Here is a 23,533-nt window from a genome sequence, read left to right on the forward strand (position 1 = left end):
GCGCCTAAAAATAAAAATCTAATACCTGTTTGACACTATTTGGCGGCGGGACTATACTTAAAATTATGAAAAGAGTTTTTATCAGAGATGTTTCTTTATCTGACTTCGGAAAGCTTAAAACCAGCCTTATCGGTATAATTCAGGAGACTTTTGAGAAACTTAATATGGATTCTGATGATGTCGACGGAGTATTTATCGGCCTTATGAATCCTGAAGGTTTCACAGGCGTGGGTAACATTGCTTCCTATATTACGGATAAACTGGGAATATATGGTAAACCGGCTGTTCGCATTGAAACGGCTTCTTCAACAGGGGCAGCTGTTTTTTACAGTGCATATGCAGCAGTAAAAGCAGGTTTATATAAAAATGTGCTTGTCATAGGTGCTGAGAAGATGACGAGCCTTTCCACGGGTGAAGTTACCGGTTTGATTTCTCAGGTGATTGATCCTTACGAACGCAAAACAGGTCTGACAATGCCTGCACTGGCTGCGATCGTGGCTAATCGTTTCCGTTATGAAAGCCGCATCAGACCTTCAAAATTTCAAAATCTCTTAGCAGAAGTTGCAATAAAAAATCATTTTTACGGAAGCAAAAATCCTACTGCTCACTTTAAAAAAGAAATAAACAGGGAAAAATATTTCAACAGTAAATATATATCCGAACCTTTGAGACTTTTTGACTGTTCACCTGTCAGTGATGGTGCAGCAGCAATTGTTCTCTCTTCTGAAAAAGGAAGCGTGGAGATCATCGGTATTGGTCAGGGTACTGACAGGCAGTCTCTGAGTAAAAGGGAGACGATAACTTCTTTTGATGCAACGATAAAAGCTGCTACTCAGGCTTACCAAATGGCAGGTATTGCTCCTGAATCTATAGATTTTGCAGAAATACACGATGCTTTTACACCTTTTGAGATTTTAGGGCTTCTGGATACAGGGCTTTTAAAACGGAGTGAAATAGAAAATTTTTATCTTTCAAAAGAAGGATATCACGACGGGAGACTACCCGTGAATATTTCAGGCGGTTTAAAATCCAGAGGACACCCCCTTGGAGCTTCCGGACTTGCTCAGATTGCAGAAGCTTTTAAAATTATGACTGATCAGTATCCTCCGGAAATAACCCCTGAAAAAAAAGATGTATGCCTTACCCAGAGTGTGGGAGGATTGGCAACAAACAATTTTGTAACAATTTTACGGTTAAGGGGAGCTGTACTTAAGCCTGCTAAAAAAGATACAGAAGAATTTTTCAGCAAACCGCCAAGGTTTAAAAGTGATTCCAATCTCAGGGTCTACTCGCATACCAGGCTTAACTCCACAGCCGAAGGGGTGGAATCCCCTTTAGATCTTGTGATTTGTGAGCATAATTATAAAAAATTTTTTGCACGTTATTCGGATAGAGACAAACCCCGAATAAAAAGCAAAGTTAAAATAACGAAAAAAGAGAACGGTATAGTTTATGTTAAACAACTGCGGCGGTTTTCGATAAAAGGGTAGATTTTTGATAAATACATTTAAAAAAGAGCTTGTTGTTGATTATGAGGTGGAGAAGCTTTTCGGATACCATGAAAGACCGGGAGTCTTAAGGCGTCTGACGCCTCCTTGGGTTAATGCTGAAGTCCTTAGAGAGCCGGACAATCTATATGCCGGGAGCTCTGCGGTTATTAGACTCAAAAAATTCGGGATTAAATTAAATTGGGAAGCCAGCCACACTGAATATGATAAAAACAAATTCTTTAAAGATGCCCAGATTAAGGGACCTTTCAGATTTTGGCAGCACAGCCATTATTTTAAGAATATTTCAGCAGGCAGTTCAAAACTGACCGATTTCGTGGAGTATGAACTGCCCCTTTCTGCTCTGCTTGACATTGCTGCCGGAAGATCGGTTAGAAAAGAGCTCGGGAGAATGTTTTGCTACAGGCATTCCGTTATTAAAAATGACTTATCAGTAATAGAAAAATACGACGTACCTGAGAAAAAAATTCTTATTTCAGGTTCCGGTGGAGTTATTGGAAGGGAATTGACAACTTTACTGAAAATGATGGGTCATAAAGTTTATAAATTAATCAGAAAAAAAAGCAGCAGAGCAGACGAAATTGTTTATGAACCCTACTCCGGTTATATTTCTGATTCATTGGAAGGTTTTGACATTGTAATTCATCTCGCCGGAGACCCTATAGGTAAAGGCAGATGGACTGACAATAAAAAGAAAGCAATCAGGGAAAGCCGTATTAATACAACAAGATTCTTGGTTGAGCGAATCAAACAGCTTGAAACCCCCCCAGAGGTTTTTTTCTCAGCTTCTGCAATCGGTTATTATGGTGACAAAGGGGAAACAGTAGTGGACGAAGAATGTGAAAAAGGTGCAAATTTTATTTCAGATTTGTGCTGGGACTGGGAAAAAGAGGCTTTGAAACTGAAAGATACATGCCGGATTGTTACGGGAAGGTTTGGCGTTGTTTTAACCCTTAAGGGCGGGGCATTGAAAGAGTATTATAATTTCTACAGATTTGGACTTGGCTTTAAGATTGGCAGAGGTGAGCAGTGGGTAAGCTGGATTTCTCTTGATGATGCTCTGTATTCAGTACTTGAGTGTATTTTTAATAAAAAAATCCAGGGTGCTGTGAATATTGTTTCGGATTTGCCAGTCAAACAGAAGGACTTTGCCGAAACACTGGCAAATTTTATGAAGCGACCGGTTATTTTGAAGTTGCCGCCATCCTTCGTTTGTGGTTTGTTCGGACAAAAGGGTAAAGAGATTCTGCTTGAAGGCTGCAGGGTGACACCATCGAAGCTGAAAGAACAAAAATTCACTTTTTTCTACAATGATTTAAGTTCGGCTTTACTTCATCTTATGGGAGGAAAACATGATGCCTAAGCCAGTTAAAATTATTTTTCTGCTGACAATGACTTCTGCGCTCAGTTTTGGTTTTATGCATCTTTTTTTCCCGCAGATTAATTTTGAGCGTCTTCATATTTTTCTTTTTAATTTAAGCAGCGGCGGTACAATAATTTTGTATTTCTCAGAAAATTTCGAATATCTAAGTAAAAAGGTATGGTTATTTTTCATCCTTTCGATATGTTATGCACTTACGGCCTTTTTTGAATTATATGCATTGTCTATTATTCTTGCTTTGATTATGGCATACATCGTGGAAAAAGTGCGTGTCAGTGTCTTTAACTTTTTCCCTTCGGGTTTTTTCCGAATGGATGTACCCACTGCGCCCAAGTTTCATCATGCATCCCTTCTTTGCTTGTCAATCGGGCTTGTTTTTTCGGCTTTTGCCGTACTTAATCACCAGTATATTCATATGCTCCCCTTTAGAAAACTGACTCTTAATACGTTTTTTTTGGGGTTTTCATTCCCTGTTTCTCTGATTACGCTCTCGGTAATGTTCAGCATGATGCACAGGGCAAGAAATTTATTCAAAAAACGTCTGAAAGTATTATGTTTCTGGACGATAACACTTGGTGTTATTATCTTTTTCGGATTCATTCTTTTTGAATCGCTCATTCTCGAACTAATAATTTCCATGATCCTATTTATAGCTGTAGGGACAGTTCTTTATCTGTATGTATTTCTGGGAATAAAAGAACAAAGGAAAAGTTTTTTGACATCCGGAATTATTTTTCTCCTTCTGACCGCTGTAACAGGCATTTTATACATTGCACTATATTTCTTTCTTGGCTCCGGAAGTAAAGAAGGGGAAATTGTTTTAAATTTTCACAGAATAATTTCACTCTATGGATGGAATATGAGCGGGCTTGCTGTAATATCAAGATTTCATAATTTTCCAATAAAACTGCATTCGGGTTATGTGATTATACTTCACTGGATTATTGTATGCATCTTTATTCCTATCGGATATTACAATGTTATCTTTGCAATCATTTCTATTGCTGCTTTTTTTATCTTTCTCCTGCTTTTGTTTTTCAGTAAAGGCAGTGAAGTTATGCCTTCCACCAGAATAGAAGTTGTTCCATAAAGTCAGTGCTGAGTGTGAAGCGCTAAGGATTAAATTGAAGGCTTAGTTAGGGATTTAACCTGTTGAATGCCGTGAGTAAAATGACATCCAACAGGTTATTAAAGTTACATATGTTTACCTACAGACAAAGCAACTGTTCTTATCTGTCCCATCATTTTTATAAACTCATCAGGATTTAGTGATTGTGCCCCGTCGCTTAGAGCATTCTCCGGGTCAGGGTGCACTTCTACTATCAAACCGTCTGCTCCAACTGCTATGGCAGCTTTTGACAGAGCGGGCACATAGTGCCAGTGACCGGCAGCATGACTGGGATCTATAATTATTGGAAGATGTGAGCGTTCTTTGACAACAGGTATACAGCTGATATCCAAAGTATTTCTGGTTGCCGTTTCGAAAGTTCTTATACCTCTCTCGCAAAGCACTACATTTTTGTTGCCTTCTGATAGAATATATTCTGCCGCCATGAGAAATTCATCTATTGTTGTTGCCATACCTCTTTTAAGGAGAACGGGCTTATCTGTTTGCCCCAGGAGTGTGAGCAGAGCAAAATTCTGAATATTTCTTGCACCCACCTGAAACATATCCGTATATTTGTAAACGAGGTCGACATCCCTTGGGTTAACCACTTCTGTGGTGAAGGGGAGACCTGTTTCTTCTCTTGCCTGGGATAGATATTTCAAACCTTCTTCTCCCAATCCCTGAAAAGAGTATGGACTTGTACGTGGTTTAAATGCTCCTCCCCGCAGCATTTTTGCTCCGGCAGCCTTGACATATTGCGCCGATTTGACAATTTGTTCCTCGCTTTCCACTGCACATGGGCCGGCAATTACCGTGATTTCTTCCCCTCCAAACTGGACGCCGCTGACATCAACAGTTGAATATTCTTTTTTAACTTCCTTGCTGGCAAGTTTGTAGGGCTTAGTGATTGGCAAAACTCTGTCAACACCTTCCATATCTTCGATTATACCCATTTCACTTTTGCCGAGTCCCACAAGTCCCACCACATTTCTTTCTTTTCCGTAAATTACATGGGGCTTGAATCCCATTTCTTCACCTTTGCTGCAAATCCGATTCAGCTGAGCATCTGATGCTCCGATTTTCATTACTACAATCATGACAACCTCCGTTTTTAGATATAAAAAAAGGCCGCAAGCGGTGTACCGCCTGCGGCCTTGGTTTACTTTGATAATATACTACCCAGCCTACGCGGCACACCCCGAATCTCTGTTATAAAAAAAGAAAAAATAGAAAGAAAAATACTGAGAAGCAAAAGATATTGATGTGCCTAAAAGATTGAGTGCGGGTAAACTATTTTTAATCATGTTAAATAAATATAGACTAATAAAAATTATGTCAACAGTTTTTTTACCAGAGATAAAAAAAGCGGAGGCGAACCTCCGCTTTTTTTGGTTTATTTGCCTGCCATCATTGCTTCGATGTCTGTTTCAGGATTTTCAATCGGTTTAATTCCGAAATTTTCAACCAGTACATTTACCACATTGGGTGATAAAAATGCAGGAACTGTAGGTCCTAACCTTATCCCTTTTACACCCAGGGAAAGCAATGCTAAGAGTACACAAACAGCTTTCTGCTCGTACCAAGCGATGTCGTAAGAAATGGGTAAATCATTGATATCATCCAGACCGAATGCATCTTTCAGCTGCAATGCAATATAAGCCAGGGAATATGAGTCATTGCACTGACCTGCATCAAGGACTCTTGGTATGCCTCCGATATCTCCGAGATCAAGCATGTTATAGCGGTATTTTGCACAACCGGCTGTAAGAATTACAGTATCTTCAGGGAGCTCTTTTGCGACTTCAGTGTAGTATTCCCTGCTTTTTTGTCTTCCGTCACAGCCGCCCATTACAACGAAACGTTTGATTGCACCGCTTTTTACAGCGTCAATTACTTTATCAGCCAGTTCCATAACCTGGTCTTTTGCGAAACCTATTGTCAATTCTTTATTTTCCTGCGGCTGCAAACTTCCAAGCTGTTTGGCATGCTCTATTAACGATGAAAAGTCTTTCTGCTCTCCCGTCTTTGCATTAGGAATGTGCTTACATCCCGGCCATCCGACAAGTCCGGTTGTATAAATTCTGTCTTTGTATGATTCTTTAGGTGGAACTATACAATTTGTAGTGAAAAGTATTGGTCCGTTAAACTCCTCAAACTCGGATTTTTGGTTGTACCAAGCCGTTCCGAAGTTTCCGGCCAAATGATCATATTTCTTAAATTCCGGATATGCATTTGCAGGCAGCATTTCACCGTGAGTATAAACATTGATACCTGTTCCTTCCGTCTGCTTGAGCAGCTCTTCGAGATCGAGAAGATCGTGTCCTGAAACCAGAATACCAGGACCTTCCTTCAGGCTTGTATTAACTGATGTGATTTCCTGTTTGCCGTACGTGCCTGTATTTGCTTTGTCAAGTATTTCCATTGCTTTGACAGCTGTGTCTCCGGCTTGCATAACAAGTGAGATGAGTTCTTCGGATGTAATATTTTCTCTTGTGGTTTCAGCGAGAGCTGTTTCAGCAAAAGAAAAAATTTCGTCACTCTTTTCATTAAGAACATATGCATGATCAGCATAGGCTGCAATACCTTTAAGGCCGTAAATTATAAGCTCCTTAAGGGATCGTATATCTTCATTCTCTTCTGCCAGCACTCCGTCTTCTTCGGCTTTTGCAAGATAATCCTCTTTTGTCTTAGCAGGCTCCCATGCAGCTTCTTTGGGTATTTCTTCGCTGAAATCTATGCCTTCTTTTTGTTTATAGGCATTGAGAAACTCACCTTTGATTTTTGCTTTTAAATCAGCCGCTTTGTTGCAGTACTCAACAAAACGATCTGCATCAAAATTCACGTTTGTGACGGTAGCAAAAAGTCCTTCAAGAATAAAAAGGTCAACCTCTTCGTCTGTTACTCCGTATTGACGGGCTTTTTTTGCCCAGAATCCTGTTCCTTTCAAGAGGTATACAAGCGCATCCTGCAGCTTTGCCACCTCTTCATCTTTTCCACAAACACCTTTTACGGTGCAGCCTTCATTTTTTGCCGCTTCCTGGCACTGAAAACAAAACATACTCATTTGAACCTCCTTTTGTTATTTATATCATATTACATAATGGCTTGTTAAAAATATTTATTTGATGTATGTCAAAAAAATACAAAAAAATATTGTAAGGATTTGTAATGAATAAAGATGCGGCAGTTAAAATGTTTCTAAACATATTTACAGGCTCCCGGGATGAGGATGTTTATAATACATTATACCAGATTAGCAGTGTAGTTAGCAAAGAGAAAAAAGAGATTTTCTTTCTGGAAGATGAGGAGGGCAGTCATATCTACTTTTTGCTTTCAGGGGTTGTAAAGCTCTCCAAAACCAATGACGAAGGCAAAGAAGCTGTTATACACTTTGTAAAGAACGGCGAAATTTTTGCGGAGATACTTCTTTATCTTAAAAACAGATATCCTGTTACTGCCACGGCACTGGAGGATTGTGAAGCTCTTGCAATTGATTCGAAAAAACTTTTTGACGAAATAAAAAGACAGCCTGAATTTTCAATGAAGCTCATAGGTGTGTTAGCCGGAAGGATAAAATATTTTGTCAATATGATAGAAAATCTCACGCTGGCGGATACAAGAAAGAGATTTTTATCGTATCTTAATAATATTGCAGAGAAGCAAAATTCGAAAATTGTGAAACTTCCCGTGAATAAAGGTGAGCTTGCACTGCTTCTGGGAACTACGCCGGAAACGTTTTCCAGATTGCTTAAAAAGCTTACAGAAGAAGAGGTTATCGAGGTTAGGGGCAAAGAGATAACTCTGATTGATCTCGGTGAGCTGCAATGAAACGTTTTGTTGTTTTTTTTCTGCTTATTCTTTTTGTTTCGTCAAATCTGAATGCTTCTGAAAATAATCCATTGAGTTCCCTTTATGATATGTTTCCCAAAATGACTGAACTGAAAGGTGGAAGCTCGCGGTGGATAGCCACCGGAGTGGTTCATGAACTGTATGATAATTACGTAAGACTTGAGAGTACGTACAACTATTTCAGCGAAAAAACGGAAAAAATATGGGATATAAAAAGAGATAAAAACTATTCTGTGGATGTAAAACTTTTTTTTGCTAAAGATAATAAAGCTGCTGTGAATCTTTATGAAAATATGACAGATAAGAGAGAAAGCAGGTTTGAGCGGGATGTAAAGTTCGGAGATGAAGGAAGAATTTTTGTAAGGCCTGTTTCTGTGGTCAACATGGTGTCAGAGTATAATCTTATTTTCAGAGAAGAGAATTTTATTGTTCATCTTCATACATTTGACGGTTTTGCCCTGATGGATTTCGCCGATTTTTTCCAAAAGAAAATCAATTCATTTGTTTTGAGTAATATAGATATGTATGTTTTTAAAAACTTTCGTCTCAAAGCAAGGAAAGAGGGTTATATTCCGGAAGAAGAGGAATTAACAGTTGAAGCTGACAATGCCTCAGCAATTGAGATATCCGGCAGGGTCACAGATGAAGAAGGTAATCCTGTTTCCGGAGTCAGTATAGATGTATTGGGGCATGACAAAACGGTGGTTTCAGGTGCCGAAGGGTATTATTCTGTAACGTTTGTATTGGGTGAAAAAGGTGTAAAAAGGGAGTTTAAGACAAATTTTACTCTTGTAAACAGAAAAGGGCGGAATAACAAAAATAATAAAGTAAAAATGTATAAAATGAATGTAAAATATCCCGAAAGGGAGGAAACATTCTATCTGAGAATAAACTTAGATGAAAATTCCGGAGAAATATACATTCCATCCAAAGGTATTTTTAATAACGTAAATGATATTGTAAAGCAGGGAGATTATCTGGAATTTAAAAGGAACTGTACACCGGAGGGTTCGCTTTTTCAATGCAGACAAACGTATTCGGGGTTAATGAAGGAATCAGGTTTTCAGGGAAACTGGAAAGGCACAGGGGGCAAAGGTACATTTAAAGGGATACCTATGAAAACTTCTTCTGAGGAATACAATATTGCCGAAACGGATTTTTGCAGTATTAAAACGGTCCGGTTAGCATCAGATAATTTATCCGGAAATAAACAAAGTACTGATAAGCTTTATATCGACCAAAATCACGGTATTTCATTGAAATGCAACAGAGAAGAGAGAGATTTTTTTATAAAAGATGTGCAGATGAAAATTACCAAGAAAGCGTCTGAGGAAAGATTTTTACTTTATAAGTATAAAGGGCATGAGACAAAGGGTGGTATTTCTTTAAAAAATAAAACTTATATTGGAGTTGTTGGTCCTAATGATGATTTTCTCAGCATAGATGTCTTTTTAATGCCTGATTCATTGCAAGGTGTGACCGTATTTGCAGGGGGCGGTATTCAAACTTATGATAAAACAATTTCTTTTGCCTCAGGCGTTCTTTATCCTGAAAGGCAGCCCAAATTAATTATTGAAAAATTTATAACGGACAAAGCGAAACAGAATGTCACCGACATTAATGTAACGTTAAAAAAGCTTGCAAGTGAAAAGGATGTTGCAGCGGATAAGGAGACTCTGGGAAGAGACGGGAACAAGGATATGAGCTTGGAGCTCAGGATAAAGGGTGTAAGTGGAGATCTTAAAGCTGTTGAACTTAGTCATAAAGGAGAAAATTTTTATATTTGGAATACTAAACCTTTTGATATATATCCTGCTGTTGCGCTATTTCTGAACGGGGGACTGATTAATCAAAACTCAGGGAAAATCAATTTTCCTGTGGACAACAATGCAGTGATTGATATATTTATTCATAAACCTGAATATTTGAATAAATCAAATATCAATATGACTTATAAAATATTAATTGGTGATAAGTGGTACAGCGGCAGAGTGGAAAAATAGGAGGTTCTTTTGGGTGATTATATTGGAGTAATCATTTTTATACTGCTGATTGTAGTTTTTGCTTTTTTCGGCGGGGGCGGCTGAGCAGCTGATTCATGCAGTATCGAGGATCGATACAAAAAAGATAAAAAGAAGAATAAGAAGAAATAAAAACCGAAGAAGATGAGAAGAGGAGTAGGGGTAAAGGTTCACCCCTTTAAAATTTACAGGCATTCAGCGAAGTTGATATTTAAAATTGGGTATAGTTTTATCCTGTTAAAAATGTTGATGCGGTTAAGAAGTTTGAGTTAGTTATGACGTTAGTTTTCGTGTTTTATTGCTCATGAACGCATCTGCTCAACAATAGGATATCCCAAATGCTTGGAATACCGCATTTCATAAATAAAGTTTTTTTCTAACAAGCTCACTTTCCCTGAATTGTTGGAAAGGTCTTTAAGCTTAATGCTTTAAAAATCCAATATTTCTGTTATTATCTAAAATTCAAATCAGCAAAAGGCGGGCAGTCTTGTATAGAATATTATTAACATTTGTATTTTTCTGCTTTTTAGGAGTTTTATTCACTGCTCATGCGGAATATCGGATAGTCAGTCTCGCACCTAATGTGACGGAGATTCTTTTTGAAGTTGGTCTGGGCAACCAGGTTGTAGGCGTTACCGATAAGTGCAACTATCCGGCAAAGGCCAAAAATATCGCCGAAATTGGCAGTTACTACAGACCGAGCATTGAAAAGATTCTTATGCTTGAGCCGACGCATGTTCTTGGTATGAGAGAAGGGTATACAAAAAGGCTTAAGTACAGGCTGGATAAACTGGGGATTCGAAACAGGTTTTTCAAAGTGGATGATTACCGTGATATAAGCCGGATGATTGATGAGATCGGCAAAATATTTGGTAAATCAACGAAAAATATTCGCAACAGAATTGATTCCTATTTTAATTCCGGTAAAATAGATTATAAAGGGGATGTTGTATTTCTTATCAGTGCGAAGCCTGCATATGCCGTTGGGGGAGGTAATTTTGTGAATGATATTCTCAAATGTGCAAATCTTCGAAATGCACTTGCTGACAGTAATAAGGATTTTCCACAGATTAATTATGAAAAAATATTCCAACTAAACCCTGATTATATAATATTGGCAAGAAGGCACGGAAGGTCGGAAACTGACAGCTTTTTTTATGAAAAAATCAAAGGGCTGGGGGAGAAAGCGAAGATACTGGAGGTTAAGCCGGATATCTTTCTCAGACCCTCGTACAGGATAATAGACGCATGCAAAATGTTAAAAAAATTAATCAGGTAACCTATTCAAAGATTTTCTTTTACTTTTTAATCTGTTTTGCTGTAAGTGTCAGTATTATTTTTTTCAGCCTTTCTTTTGGCGGTAAATTTATTAATCCTTTTGATTTTTTCGCATCTGAGAATTCTGTTTTTATGTCACTGCGGCTGCCCAGAGTGCTGGCTGATTTTATGGTGGGCGCGGGATTATCCATTGTTGGGTGCAGTTTTCAGACGTTTTTCAGAAACCCCCTTGCTGACCCTTTTATTTTGGGGATAGCCGGAGCGGCCGCGGTGGGGGTGGCGTTTTCTCTTTTTCTCGGTGTATCCGGATTTATCCCAACGCAGATATTAAGCCTTAGCTTTGCGCTTGTTACAATATTTTTTGTATACTGGGCAGCCGGTGGGCTGAGCTCTGTTACTGCCAATTCTCTGATATTGGTGGGAGTGGGGCTGAATTTCTTTTTTACATCAATTATCACTTTTTTTAATTCGGTACTCTCGGAAAGTTTTACAAAAGATCTGCTTATGTGGTATCTGGGCAGTACTGTCTTTCTTGATCTTAATATCGTTCTTATCAGTCTTTTGATAGTGATTGCTTTATCCGCTGTTCTTTATATGCAGAGCGGTAAATTGAATGTATATCTGCTTGGGGAATCTTTTGCCGTTAACTCGGGTGTCAGTATAAAGCAATTTTCACTGATTATTTATATTACCGGCTCACTTATTACTTCGGTATCTGTGGCTCTGTGCGGTGCGATAGGTTTTGTGGGGATTATTATTCCGCACATTGTAAAAATTATTGCAGGACTTGATCACAGACTGAATATGATACTCTGTTTCTTTGCAGGCGGGAGTTTTCTGGTTATTATAGATACATTTTTTAAGACAGCTTTTTTCCCTTATGAGGTTCCTATAGGTGCAGTTACAGCAATAATCGGGACACCGTTTTTTATATATATACTTAGAAGGCGTATATGAATATTGGTCTCAGGAATCTTAAGATTAGATACAATACGGGCTTTACACTTGATATTGATAATCTCTTTTTCCCTTCGGGAATGATTACCGGTATTTTAGGTCCTAATGGAAGCGGGAAAAGTACACTTCTGAAACTGATATCAGGTATAATTGATTCACAGGCCGGTGAAATTACTGCCGGTGGTAAAGATATCAAGACACTCTCTAAAGCTGAAGTGGCAAGGTGCATATCCTATGTGCCGCCTCAGTTGGATAATTTTCCTATGATCAGGGTTTTTAATCTGCTTGAGGCTGGGAGATATCCCTATTCTTTGGGGTTTGGAATTCTGGATAAAAAGGATAATGAAAAAATTAATGAAGCCCTTGAAATATGTGATTTGACAGAAAAAAAAGATTTTTTCCTTAATCAGCTTTCTTCCGGAGAATTGCAGCGGGCACTTATAGCCAAAGCCATTGCCCAGGATACCGAAATTGTTCTCATGGATGAACCGTTTTCCAACCTTGACCCGAAGTTTACCCTGAAGATTATAGAAATAATAGAATCCATTAAAATGAATAAAACCATTATTATTGCAGTTCATGATGTTAATATAGCCCACTATTTATGCGATAAACTGGTAGGGCTGAAAGATGGTAAGCTATATTTTGCATTTGACAACAGCTCAGAATTTGATGTAGAAAAGATTAATAGTCTGTATGAAGTGAATTTCAGGTGTACGGACGGTAATGTTTTTTTAGATTTTAAATAAATTGCTGCAGCGTTTTATATAAGGGGAAGTCCGGTGAGAGTCCGGCGCTGTCCCGCAACTGTAAGCCTGACGAAACTCCATTATGCCACTGACCCGCCCCGAAATTATCCTAAAGTAATTTTGGGGCGGGATGGGAAGGCGGAGCAGTAGGAGGAAGGCAAGCCAGGAGACCCGGATAAAACGATCGCAGCACCTACTTACGAGGATAAGGGGGTGCCGAATGGTATTTTTTAACAGTTCCTGATTAACCTTCCATATTTTAAAAACCGTGACGCTTAATGTGTAAAGCTTGATGAGTAATGCGTAAAGCGTAATATGTGTGGTGCATTATTAGGGAAGTGGTGAGATAGGGAGGTAGTCAGGTAGTGAAGAACCTTGATGTGGAATGTGCTGGTTCAATGCTCAAAGCGACCTAATTTTTTCTGCCAATAACCGATACACCACTAAACTAATCAGCAAATAATTCTGTTTAATGACGAAAAAGTTATAATAAGCAGATACGTAGAAATTATTGGAATATAAGAGAGTTGTTGTTGCGTTGTTTGATAAAATATACCCCCTCTTGCATCTCCCTCTAAATTAGGGGGAGAGATTAGTTCCCCTCCCAAGCTAAGGGGTTGAGGTGGTAAAAAATTAATTTATTTGCGACGAGACCTACATCCTTTGGTCTGTATGACATTTGTTCAAGTAGGTATAGGAAAAAGTATCTTTTAAAAATAAAGGAGGAACAATGAGAATTTTAATAACCATTTTTTTTATGTTGTTATCTATAAATGTTTATGCAGTCACGCTGGAGGGAATAAATGTTTTCGGTGAAATGTATACAAAAGAGGACTTAAGCAGAAATCCTTCAGTAGAAGTTATCAACAGAAAGAAGATTGATAAGCTTTCCCCGTCCTCAACTCTTGATCTTTTGAGTTACGCTGCAGGTTTGCAGATAAAATCCTACAGTAAAGTCAGTTCAACGATTTCCATGGGCGGTTTTGTGGGGGACAAAGCGGCTTTTAATAATGTTATACTTGTAAACGGCAGACAAGTTAACCCAGTTGATATGAGCTCTTTTGATATCAATTCAATCCCCGTTGAAATGATAGAAAGGGTGGAGATATATTACGGCCCCAACTCTGTACTTTTCGGTGACAGGGCAACTGGAGGAGCGATTAATATAATTACAAGAAAGCCGGTGCGAAGCGGCGGCTATCTGAAAGCTGAAGGCGGCTCTTATGATACATCAGAGTATTTTGCCCAGGGGACATTTTCCGGTGAGCGCTTTTCTCTGCTGTTTAATGCCGATAAATACAGAACCGACGGTTACAGGGACAACGGAGAGTATTACAAAGAAAGTTTCAGCGGCGAAACTACATATTATGGAGAAAAATTTGATATAGGGGTTAACGGTTTGTACATTGACAAGGAATACGGACTGCCAGGCGGCCTCAGTGAGATTGATATAAAACAATTCGGCAGACAACATTCAAATTCTCCTGATGACGGCAGTGATGACTATGAATGGCTCATTGGAGGCAATGCTAAACTTTATACAGGATACGGGAATTTTATACTGGATGTTTCACAGTACAAAAGACACAGGGATACAAACTGGGTTTCTTACTCGATGAATAGAAAGGATGAAATTGAAAGTTTTTCTGTAGACCCTTCCTACATTTATACAATAGAAAATAACGGATATTCAAATAAACTTATAGCCGGCTACTCCAACAAAAACACAGATCTGGAAGTATTTACCAGTAACAGCGAATTAAACAGAGAAAAAGAAAGTTTTTACCTCTCTGATACCGTAAATATTCACAAGACTGTGCTGGAAACCGGATACCGGTATTCAAAAATAGAGGACGATTACAAAGATATAGATAAAAGAAAAGACTATGATGCTGATGCTTACTTTGTAAAAATCGGTTACGAACTGGGTAAAAACAATTTCATTTATATAAAATATGACAAAAGTTTTCGTTTCCCCACAACGGATGAAATCAATGAATTCGGCGGATTGAACTCCGAAATTGAGGAGCAGACCAATAAAACTTATGAGATAGGCTTTAAAAGGGAGCATGACTCTTATCATTTCGATGCATTGGTATACAAACAGGAATCCAATGATGAAATCTTCACAAACCCAGATTATACTTTCATGGGGACAGAACCTGCCAACACGAATCTGGATACTAAGAAGACTGTTTTTTTAGCAAGATTCGGTTTAAACAGAAAAAATGCAGTGTTCGATGTGGCATACACGTATACCGACTCTGAGATCGATGAAGACCCCTGGAAAGGTAATACTGTACCACTGGTTTCAAAACATACCGTTAAAACAAATATAGGTTATAGGTTTGAGAACGGTTTTGGTATGTATTATTTTTACCGTTATTTCAGTGAGTTTTATCAGGGCAATGATTATGACAATGCAGCCGGAAAAGTTGACGACTACAGTATAAGTGATGTCAAAATCAGCTATAATTTTGGTAATATTGAGGCGTATTTAAAAATTAATAATATTTTTGATGAGGAATACAGCAATTATGTTATCTATAGCGATTTTTCGGGATCAAGTTACTATCCGGCTGCCGAAAGGAATTATTTAGCCGGTGTTAAAGTCACATTCTAAAAGAAGCGGAGGGGTGAATTCCCCTCTGCTTATACTTTTTGTAGTATTATCAGGGCTGTTTCATTTTATCCTTGCCGGTATGATTGTATTTCCTTATTCAAAAAATCATCAGACTGCCCGCTCAATTGCAGTAAGTTTTTATAAAATAGACAATATTCAAAATTCCAAAAAAACGAAACAAGCGAAATCTGCAGGCATTGTTGATAAAGAAAGAATAAATAAAAAATCAATAAAGTCGGAGAAAGTTCATAAAGAGCCTAAAACTGAGAAACGTACCGAAAAAAAAATTGAGAAAAAGACATCGGAAAAAGCAGGGAGTAATAGGAAAAAGGCAGAAGCTGATGAATATAAGACACCGACTAATAGTGAGAGCGGCAAAAAAGTAGTAGTTGAACGCAATTTGTCAAAACTAACGTTTAATAATGAAAGAAAGCGTGAAATAAGCCAAAGAAGCAGTCTTAAAGTGGTAAAAAACAGCTGGAACGATGAAGAAAAGAGTAAGTATCTGCAGCATATACGCAAAGAAATAACAAGCCGGATTGAATATCCTTCTATTGCAAAAAGAAGAGGACTTGAGGATAAAGTATTATTATCGTTTAAGATCAGAAAAGACGGGACTCTGGGAGAAATTGAGATAGCAAAAGAAAGTTCTTATTCAATTTTGAACGATGCAGTGTTAAAAGCTGTTGAGAATGTTATTGTTACAGAGAAGCCTCAAGAAGAAATAGCAGTTAATATTCCGGTAAGTTTTACGTTAAAATGAGGATAGAAAAGGAAACCATCTTGTTAGATATGAAACAATAACCGTTAATAAATCGGTGAGCATAAGCAGACCAATAACTATAAGCAAAATACCGGCAATTTTTTCCACGATTATCATTGTTTTACCCGCTTTCCTTATTCCACCTATTACAAAACCGAGTGCAAGAGCAGAAATTAAAAAAGGAATCCATAATCCAAGGGAATAAGTGAAAAGCAGCAACATTCCCTGTGAAACCGTTGCTTCCTGTGAAGCCATAGCGAGTATACCGCCGAGGATGGGGCCTATACAGGGTGTCCAGCCGAAAACAAAAGCCACACCGAGAAGGAAGGCTTCAATATAAAAAGGTCCCTTATTTTTTTTCTGATAGTTCCATTTTTTCTGATTTAATAACTTTTGGATTTTAAAGACACCCAGCATATGAAGACCAAGGATAATAACAACAATCCCGGCAATTTTTGCCAAAACGCCTTTATATTCATTAAGCAGCTGCCCTATACTTGTGGCACTTGCACCCAGCATTACAAAAATCAGCGTAAAACCCAAACCGAAAAAGACTGCTCCGAGAAAAGCTTTCAGGCGCGGGGCATGGCGCCCCCCTTTGGTGAGGGATTCTATACTTTCACCGGATATAAATGAGATATACCCCGGCAAAAGAGGGAGAACACATGGGGACAAAAATGAAAGTACTCCGGCAAAAAATGCACTGTAAAACGATAAATTTTCCATTGATTTCAAACTTTTTTATTGTATTTTTATCTTACAATGTGTAAGAGAATTCATTATTTATGTCAAGCAATAACATAATGTTTTGCATATATTTGAATAGGTCAATATAAAGGAGTGATAGTTATGAAAAAGAGTAAGTTTTTAATAGCCGGGCTTATTGTTGTAGCAGCAGTGGGTTATCTGATAATTTCCGGTTTTAATTCCAGCAGTGTTTACTACCTTGAGGTTAGCGAATTGGTGAAAAAACCTTCTGCTTATTCTGAAAAAGGTCTGAGGGTAAGTGGTGATGTAAAAAACGGTACTGTACAAAAGGATGTGGTTAATCAGCATTTGGAATTTGTTATGTCTGACAAAAAAGGATCTGAAATAAATGTTGTATATAATGGAATAATCCCCGATGCTTTTAATGAAGATGTACAGGTTATTATTGAAGGTGAGTATTCCAAGAAAACGAATACTTTTAAAGCCAGAACCCTGTTGGCAAAATGCCCATCAAAATACGAAGCTAAAGTTGAGAAAAAATCGTAACGATTATATAAAATTTCTGTAAAGTTACTTTTAAAAGAGGGCACTTGAGTCAGTGCCCTCTTTTTTTATACCAGATACAACAAAAGTGTAATGGCTAAAATGCGCAGGAGATTGCTTCAATGCCCAAACTTGCCGGATAACTGGACGGGGCGGTTCGCAATGTCCCCGAAAAAGTCAAAGCTCGCCCTGTTGATAAATGGCTACTTTATTCTCATGATAAGTTAGAAGATTATTTACATGAGGAGCAATTGTCACAAGAGAAGAAGCCCCCGGCCGGGGGCTTAAAGGTAATTATAATTCTGTTTAGTGAAAAATGGAAGTTTTACTTCATAAGTTTTTTAATGCTTATTCTCAATCGTTCGATTGCGTTAGACAGTGCTCCTATTTCGTCCTCCCTTTCTGTGGCTGTAGATATCGAAATATCGCCTGTACTTATTTTTTCAGCTCTGTCCGTTAGTTGTTTAATCGGTTTTGTAACTATATTTGATAAGATAAGTATCAGGGATACGAGTACAATAATAAGTGTCGATATGCCAAAAATTCCGAAATAGATTCTAGAACTCTTGATTTCCTTTAATGTATCCTGAATGGGAATTGTAATGCTTATTCCGCCGTTAATGTCTCCTACGGTGTATTCCGGATGGCATTTTATGCAAAACTCTTTTGTAACCATAGGTTTTATATATCTGAGAACCTTGTCTTTTTTATTTATTTTGTAAATTTCCGTATCTGTTCCCTTTGTTTTAAACTGCATAAGAGCCTGGGTTTCGAATGCATCTGCTTTGTTGCGTTTTTTTATGGGATAGGGACTGACAACTTTAAAGTTATACATGTTGTTACCCACAGCTTGCTCTGATAAATCACCGAGCACAATGGAAGTATTTTTTCTGCCGAAATTTCCTTCTTTTAAAATGAAGTCGTCACCTTTTGGATTTTTTATCCAAATTCCCCTGTGTTTGCCGATGTAAGTTTTTAGGAAACTCAGCTGCTGATACAATAACTGTGCCTGCTTAATCTTTTGCTGCCATGCATTTTCCCTTAGTTTCGCATCGAGAAAAAAGCTGAAAAACAAAAAAACCAGTACTAAAACCACCGTAATGATTGCGTTAACTTTCGCCTGAATTGATTTAAACATTAGCCTTCCTCCTTCATTGAATTAAATATTTTCTCTTTCATGTTGTTAATAAAAATTTCCCTGTTCTTTTTTGTTTCGATTTCTTCTGCCACCCGTTCCACTGTTTTCAGCATATCCTCTTTGGTGCTGAAAGTGTACTTTTCCTTTAATTCTCTAATGATGGCATTGGCTACCGGGCCTATTTGACGGGCAAGTTCCTTCTGAAGGCAGTCGAAAAAGCCTTCGCACTCGACAGGTGCTTCAAGATCTTCAGAATTGTCGTCAGTGACGTTTTCCCCCGGTTCTTCAAAATCAATGCAGCCTTTTTGTTTTAAAAGCTTCAGCCTCTCCATACATTCTTCTCTGCTGAAATGAGAACTTTCAGCAAGGTTGTCAAAGTCTTTTTGTCCGTCTACCAGAATAAAAAGTCTGCGGAGCTTGAGGTCTTTTTCCGAGAATTCCTTAAGGGAAATTTTTTTAACAGGTACTTTTGTTTTGCCGGACATATAGCCCTCCTTAATAAAGTGTTATAAAGAAACCTTTAAATTTGATGGTATTAACCAAACATTTTAAAATGCTTTAAGCCGGACAATTACCAGCAAAAGTAAAATAAAAAATGTTTATATGAAAAACTGCTCGAACTTCAGCAGCCTCTCTTTTAACCTCAACCCTGAAGAAAAGCCTCCTATATTATTTTTGCCCACCACCCGGTGGCATGGAATAATTAAGGCAAAAGCATTTGACTTCATCAAAGTGCCGGCGGGTCTTGCTGCCCTTGGTTTCCCTGCTTTTTCTGCAAGTGTTGAGTAGGTAATAGTTTGTCCTATAGGTATTTTTGATAAAACGGAATAAATATTGTAAGCAAAATCAGACATTCTTCGAAAGTTGAGAACAGACAAGTCAATCCCAGGATTATTTTCATAGTTGTCAAGAATGTGCAGTATTTTTTGCTGTTGTTTAGTACTTATATTATTTGACAGCAGGGCATTTTCAGGTGAAGATGAAAAACTTACAGAGTCAAGATTATTGTTATAATCGTTGAAACTGAGCTTAAGATTTACTATACTTCTGAAGTTATAATAAAGGTCCATTTGTACTCTTGAATAAATAAAATTATGTTACCTGATTACGATTATAAAGAATATTATGAGATTTTCAAATATAAAAAGAGGCTAAGCTGTATTTTTTAACAATGCTGCAAAAAAACCGTCTGTAAGTGTCTTGTGAGGCAGGGTATAATAAAATTTGTCCCAAAAGAAATCTGAGGGTATATAATGAACATCCGGTGTCAAAATTTTAAAATTTGGGTTTGAGTCTATAAACTTATTGATAACATCAATACCCTCTTCTGCTTCAAGCGAACAGACGCTGTAAAGAATGTAACCACCGTGTGTGACAAGCTGCGAAGCTTTTTCCAAAAATTTGTTCTGGTAAGAAGCCATCTTTTTAATGTCTTCTCTTGTTCTGAGCCAGCGTATTTCCGGATGCCTTTTCATTGTCCCAAGACCGGTACAAGGTGCATCCAGAAGGATCAAGTCAAATTTTTCCTGATTTTTCAGATTAAAATTTAAAAAGTCTTCATTTATTATTCTGACATTATCAGCATTATATTTTTTTACATTGTGAGCGAGAATATCAGACCTTTTGCTGTCTTTTTCCAAAGCGGTGATTTTTGCATTGGGGTGTAGTTGTGATAGTACAAGAGTTTTCCCCCCGGGTGCTGCGCATGCATCCATAATGGAGGAAGCTCTGATATTACCGCTAAGCATGGGAATATAAAATGAAGCCAAATCCATTGGATAAGAGCGGTTTGTATTCTTTATGTAAGGCTCCGGTGTCAGGCTGTCCAGGTTTATTGAATGAAATTCAGGGCTTTTGTTTAAAAAATTTAAGAAATAATCCAGCTCACTGTCATTGGAAAATAAGTTAGACCACTTTTGTACAAACCAATCCGGGAAGTTTTCTTTTATCGAGTACGATTGAATAAGTACTTCTCTGTTGCGGGCTATATTCCTCAGTGTAGCATTTATAAATTTTTTCAAATATACAGGGGCTAACTTTACTGTTTCATTAATACATGCATAATCAGGGATATCGTCCATAAAAAAAATCTGTGACGTTCCGAGGACAAGAAGTGATTTAGCTTTTTTATCTTTAAGGTTTTTTGTGTGTTCAGTCAGTATTCTTTCAATAAAGCCGAGGTTTCTGAAAATATTGAAATAAATCTTTCTGTAAATACGCTGATATCCGCTGTCTTCGAAAAAGTCTTCTTCCAGATATGAGGAGCCGTTGTGCTGTGAATTGTAGAAAGAAAGAAGGAGGCTTAAAAGCCTCCTTCTGAATTTATCAGGCATATGCCATATTTTCGAGACGTTTAATCCTTTCTTCCACCGGAGGGTGTGTCGAAAAAAGATTTGCTAAATTTTTTCCTTTAAGTGGATTCATTATAAGCATATGGGTGGTTGCTGCATTGGCTTTCATTGGGGTTTTCTGTACTCCTGCTGAGATCTTTCTCAATGCACTTGCCAATGCTTGAGGATTGCCGCATAAGCTTGCACCTTTCTGATCAGCCAGATATTCTCTTGATCTGGATATAGCCATTTGCACCATCATTGCTGCCAAAGGGGCCACAATCATTGCAATAATTATTCCTGCTATACCGAGTGGATTGTCTTCATCATCTCCCATACCGAAAATAAGCGCCCATTGAGCCCAGTCGGCTAACATCATAATAGCACCGGCAATGGTTGCTGCCAATGTGCCTATAAGGATATCTCTGCCGTGTACATGTGCCATTTCATGAGCCAATACACCTTCCAGCTCATCAGCAGTGAGTAACTCTTTGAGGCCGGTTGTTACGGCCACTGCTGCGTGTTTTGGATTTCTGCCCGTTGCAAAGGCATTAGGTGAGGGGTTCTGGATTATATAAACTTTTGGCATCGGCAGCTGTCCTTTTGTTGCCAGTCTCTGTACAATACTGTAAAGTTCCGGAGCTTCACTTTCGGTTACCGGTTTCGCTTTGTACATTTTCAAAACCATCTTATCACTGAACCAGTATGTGAAAAAATTTATACCCATAGCTATAACAAAAGCTATGATCATGCCGGTTCTCCCGGCCAGGATTCCTCCCAGACCTATGAAGAGAACCATCAACAGTACCATAAAAAATACTGTTTTCATTGAGTTCGTGTTCATTGTTCCTCCTCTACACTTCCCGCCTGCCGGCGGGTGATATATTTAAAAGTTTTATTATTTCCTCAATAAGATCCACATCCACCATTGTGTTTATACAAGGTCCGTTTGGCCTGGTGTTAAAAACTCCGAGAACGGGCAGTGGATATGTATCCAAAACACCACTCAGCAGGTCCCTTTCGCAAGCCACAGCCAGAATGACATCAGGACGTTTTTCTTTTATCAAACGTCTGGCAATGGTTCCGCCTGTGGCTACTTTCATTGTTAAATTATACTTTTCTGCAATTTTTGCAAGACCTCCTATATCGCATCTGCCACATTTCTTGCATATTAAGATATCCTTTGTGATTTTTAGTTCACAATCTTCCAGCTGAATACAATGAGGCAGCAGTACAAGAAGATCTTTTACAGTTTTTTTATTGAGATACTCCATTACAAGTTCGTTATTTATTGCTATAAAAGATCGGGTTATCCTGTCTTTATCAAGATGTAAGAGTTTTGAAACTTTTATTACAAGAGGAAAAAGAAGTTTATTCAGCGGGCCGCGCAGTTTTGAGGCAATTTTGGACTGTTTACCCGATATCATCGTAAAAACAAGCACTAAAACAGAAAAAAGTAAAAAAACTCCGAAAGCGAGTATCAGAAGTGTGAAAATATTTCCGGCAAATTTTGATATGGAGTCTAAGCCTTTATAGGATATATACCAGAATAAGCCTGTCAGTACAACCAGTGTTGAGCCTACTATCGACAGAAGTATTATAAAGAGCCGTTTTTTTTCCGGTTTTAACCTATTGTCCAAGTCTTATACCCTTTTCTAATTTATTCCCGGAGAGAAAGTTTTTAACTGTTGTACGTTTTTTCCCTTCCATCTGCAGCTCCAGTATCCGAAGGCAATCTTTACCGCATTTAACAGTAAAAGATTCTTTGTTAATTTCAATTATTGCCCCGGCTTCATGGGAAGATTCAATATTTTGGACAACCTCAGCTTTAAAAAGTTTTATCATTTTACCATTGATATAGGAAAAAGCCGATGGCCAGGGTTGAAATCCTCTGATTTGTCTTTCTATCTGCGATGCACTTTCTGACCAGTCTATAAGCCCGTCTTTTTTCTTGATAACAGGAGCGTAACTGCTTAAACGGTGGTTTTGCGGTCTGGGCTGTATATGTTCAAAGTTTATCAGTGTTTTTACAATTAATTCAGCGCCGAGTTCCGACAGTTCTTCTGACAGCTCAATGCTGTTTTTTAAATCGATTTCTACTGATTTCTGGAGCAATATGTCCCCCTCATCCAGTCCCTCGGACATGAGCATTGTTGTAACCCCTGTATGCTCTTCACCATTAACGACAGCCCAGTTAACCGGTGCCGCTCCCCTGTATTTTGGCAGAAGCGAAAAATGCACATTTATCGGGGCATATTTGGCGGAATTGAGAATGTTATTCGGCAAAATCCTGCCGTATGCCACCACTACCAAAAAATCTGGCTCAATATGGGAGATTTTCTGCACCAGCTCATTGTTATTTTTTAATGTTAAAGGCTGATAAACTTCAACTCCGGCTTTTTCGGCAAATTCTTTTACCGGTGGAGGTGCAAGCTTTTTGCCTCTGCCTTTGGGTTTATCCGGCTGGCATATAACAAGAGGAATATTTATTTCAGGGTGGTTTACCAGCCTTTCGAGAGGTTTTATGGCAATGCCGGGAGTCCCCATATATATAACTTTCATTTTTACTCCTTGAAA

General features: G+C 38.2%; 21 protein-coding genes and 1 riboswitch. Of the genes, 11 read left to right on the forward strand and 10 right to left on the reverse strand.

What is annotated here, in order from left to right; translation table 11 throughout:
• Positions 1 to 65: 65 nt before the first annotated feature.
• Genes UMU13_RS02120 through UMU13_RS02130 form a run of 3 tightly spaced genes read left to right on the forward strand, consistent with a single transcriptional unit; the run spans position 66 to position 3,979 of the window.
• A complete protein-coding gene (locus UMU13_RS02120; RefSeq protein WP_328216848.1) occupies positions 66 to 1,490 on the forward strand; it encodes a thiolase C-terminal domain-containing protein in 1,425 nt (474 codons plus the stop codon).
• Positions 1,491 to 1,494: 4 nt separating this feature from the next.
• Positions 1,495 to 2,871, forward strand: coding sequence for a TIGR01777 family oxidoreductase (locus UMU13_RS02125; protein WP_328216851.1), 1,377 nt, complete (start codon positions 1,495 to 1,497; stop codon positions 2,869 to 2,871).
• Positions 2,861 to 3,979 (forward strand): hypothetical protein, encoded by a 1,119-nt coding sequence (locus UMU13_RS02130; RefSeq protein ID WP_328216854.1) that lies wholly within the window; start codon positions 2,861 to 2,863, stop codon positions 3,977 to 3,979. The genes UMU13_RS02125 and UMU13_RS02130 overlap by 11 nt, the downstream gene beginning before the upstream one ends.
• Before the next feature lie 104 nt (positions 3,980 to 4,083).
• Here UMU13_RS02130 and aroF read toward each other — a convergent pair whose 3' ends face one another.
• The gene (gene aroF, locus UMU13_RS02135) at positions 4,084 to 5,094 is read right to left on the reverse strand and encodes a 3-deoxy-7-phosphoheptulonate synthase (RefSeq protein ID WP_328216856.1); all 1,011 of its coding nucleotides are present in this window, start codon (positions 5,092 to 5,094) and stop codon (positions 4,084 to 4,086) included.
• A gap of 296 nt (positions 5,095 to 5,390) precedes the next feature.
• On the reverse strand, positions 5,391 to 7,061 hold the full coding sequence (hcp, locus tag UMU13_RS02140) for a hydroxylamine reductase (RefSeq protein WP_328216859.1): 1,671 nt from the start codon (positions 7,059 to 7,061) through the stop codon (positions 5,391 to 5,393).
• A 104-nt stretch (positions 7,062 to 7,165) separates the two neighbouring features.
• Between hcp and UMU13_RS02145 the strand changes: the two genes are divergently transcribed.
• The 7 genes from UMU13_RS02145 to UMU13_RS02175 all read left to right on the forward strand — a co-directional run bounded on the left by UMU13_RS02145 (position 7,166) and on the right by UMU13_RS02175 (position 16,237).
• Entirely contained in the window at positions 7,166 to 7,825 is a 660-nt protein-coding gene (locus UMU13_RS02145; RefSeq protein WP_328216862.1) for a Crp/Fnr family transcriptional regulator, read from the forward strand.
• Entirely contained in the window at positions 7,822 to 9,849 is a 2,028-nt protein-coding gene (locus UMU13_RS02150) for a carboxypeptidase-like regulatory domain-containing protein (protein ID WP_328216865.1), read from the forward strand. The genes UMU13_RS02145 and UMU13_RS02150 overlap by 4 nt, the downstream gene beginning before the upstream one ends.
• A gap of 505 nt (positions 9,850 to 10,354) precedes the next feature.
• Positions 10,355 to 11,146, forward strand: coding sequence for an ABC transporter substrate-binding protein (locus UMU13_RS02155; RefSeq protein WP_328216868.1), 792 nt, complete (start codon positions 10,355 to 10,357; stop codon positions 11,144 to 11,146).
• Positions 11,116 to 12,102 (forward strand): FecCD family ABC transporter permease, encoded by a 987-nt coding sequence (locus UMU13_RS02160; protein WP_328216871.1) that lies wholly within the window; start codon positions 11,116 to 11,118, stop codon positions 12,100 to 12,102. The genes UMU13_RS02155 and UMU13_RS02160 overlap by 31 nt, the downstream gene beginning before the upstream one ends.
• Entirely contained in the window at positions 12,099 to 12,851 is a 753-nt protein-coding gene (locus UMU13_RS02165) for an ABC transporter ATP-binding protein (protein ID WP_328216874.1), read from the forward strand. The genes UMU13_RS02160 and UMU13_RS02165 overlap by 4 nt, the downstream gene beginning before the upstream one ends.
• Positions 12,822 to 13,044: riboswitch (cobalamin riboswitch) on the forward strand. It overlaps the preceding gene by 30 nt.
• Positions 13,045 to 13,581: 537 nt before the next feature.
• Positions 13,582 to 15,474, forward strand: coding sequence for a TonB-dependent receptor (locus UMU13_RS02170; protein ID WP_328216877.1), 1,893 nt, complete (start codon positions 13,582 to 13,584; stop codon positions 15,472 to 15,474).
• A gap of 13 nt (positions 15,475 to 15,487) precedes the next feature.
• Entirely contained in the window at positions 15,488 to 16,237 is a 750-nt protein-coding gene (locus UMU13_RS02175) for an energy transducer TonB (protein WP_328216880.1), read from the forward strand.
• Here UMU13_RS02175 and UMU13_RS02180 read toward each other — a convergent pair.
• The gene (locus UMU13_RS02180; protein WP_328216882.1) at positions 16,229 to 16,963 is read right to left on the reverse strand and encodes a cytochrome c biogenesis CcdA family protein; all 735 of its coding nucleotides are present in this window, start codon (positions 16,961 to 16,963) and stop codon (positions 16,229 to 16,231) included. The genes UMU13_RS02175 and UMU13_RS02180 overlap by 9 nt on opposite strands.
• A gap of 123 nt (positions 16,964 to 17,086) precedes the next feature.
• Between UMU13_RS02180 and UMU13_RS02185 the strand changes: the two genes are divergently transcribed.
• Positions 17,087 to 17,491, forward strand: a complete 405-nt coding sequence (locus UMU13_RS02185) for a cytochrome c maturation protein CcmE (protein WP_328216884.1) — start codon at positions 17,087 to 17,089, stop codon at positions 17,489 to 17,491.
• Positions 17,492 to 17,813: 322 nt separating this feature from the next.
• Here the strand turns inward: UMU13_RS02185 and UMU13_RS02190 are convergent, their stop codons facing one another.
• The 7 genes from UMU13_RS02190 to fmt all read right to left on the reverse strand — a co-directional run bounded on the left by UMU13_RS02190 (position 17,814) and on the right by fmt (position 23,518).
• Positions 17,814 to 18,626, reverse strand: a complete 813-nt coding sequence (locus tag UMU13_RS02190; RefSeq protein WP_328216886.1) for a c-type heme family protein — start codon at positions 18,624 to 18,626, stop codon at positions 17,814 to 17,816.
• Entirely contained in the window at positions 18,626 to 19,111 is a 486-nt protein-coding gene (locus UMU13_RS02195) for a hypothetical protein (RefSeq protein ID WP_328216888.1), read from the reverse strand. Before UMU13_RS02195 ends, UMU13_RS02190 begins: the two co-directional genes overlap by 1 nt.
• A 114-nt stretch (positions 19,112 to 19,225) precedes the next feature.
• Complete coding sequence (locus tag UMU13_RS02200) at positions 19,226 to 19,696, reverse strand: methylated-DNA--[protein]-cysteine S-methyltransferase (RefSeq protein ID WP_328216890.1); 471 nt, start codon at positions 19,694 to 19,696, stop codon at positions 19,226 to 19,228.
• An 81-nt stretch (positions 19,697 to 19,777) separates the two neighbouring features.
• A complete protein-coding gene (locus UMU13_RS02205) occupies positions 19,778 to 20,959 on the reverse strand; it encodes an RsmB/NOP family class I SAM-dependent RNA methyltransferase (protein ID WP_328216893.1) in 1,182 nt (393 codons plus the stop codon).
• Positions 20,952 to 21,800, reverse strand: coding sequence for a zinc metalloprotease HtpX (htpX, locus tag UMU13_RS02210; protein ID WP_328216898.1), 849 nt, complete (start codon positions 21,798 to 21,800; stop codon positions 20,952 to 20,954). The genes UMU13_RS02205 and htpX overlap by 8 nt, the downstream gene beginning before the upstream one ends.
• Before the next feature lie 10 nt (positions 21,801 to 21,810).
• Positions 21,811 to 22,596, reverse strand: coding sequence for a DUF116 domain-containing protein (locus UMU13_RS02215; RefSeq protein ID WP_328216900.1), 786 nt, complete (start codon positions 22,594 to 22,596; stop codon positions 21,811 to 21,813).
• The gene (gene fmt, locus UMU13_RS02220) at positions 22,586 to 23,518 is read right to left on the reverse strand and encodes a methionyl-tRNA formyltransferase (RefSeq protein ID WP_328216903.1); all 933 of its coding nucleotides are present in this window, start codon (positions 23,516 to 23,518) and stop codon (positions 22,586 to 22,588) included. Before fmt ends, UMU13_RS02215 begins: the two co-directional genes overlap by 11 nt.
• Positions 23,519 to 23,533 lie beyond the last annotated feature (15 nt).

Origin of the sequence: Flexistipes sp. (assembly GCF_036172515.1) — a bacterium.
In the GTDB taxonomy this organism is placed as follows: domain Bacteria; phylum Chrysiogenota; class Deferribacteres; order Deferribacterales; family Flexistipitaceae; genus Flexistipes.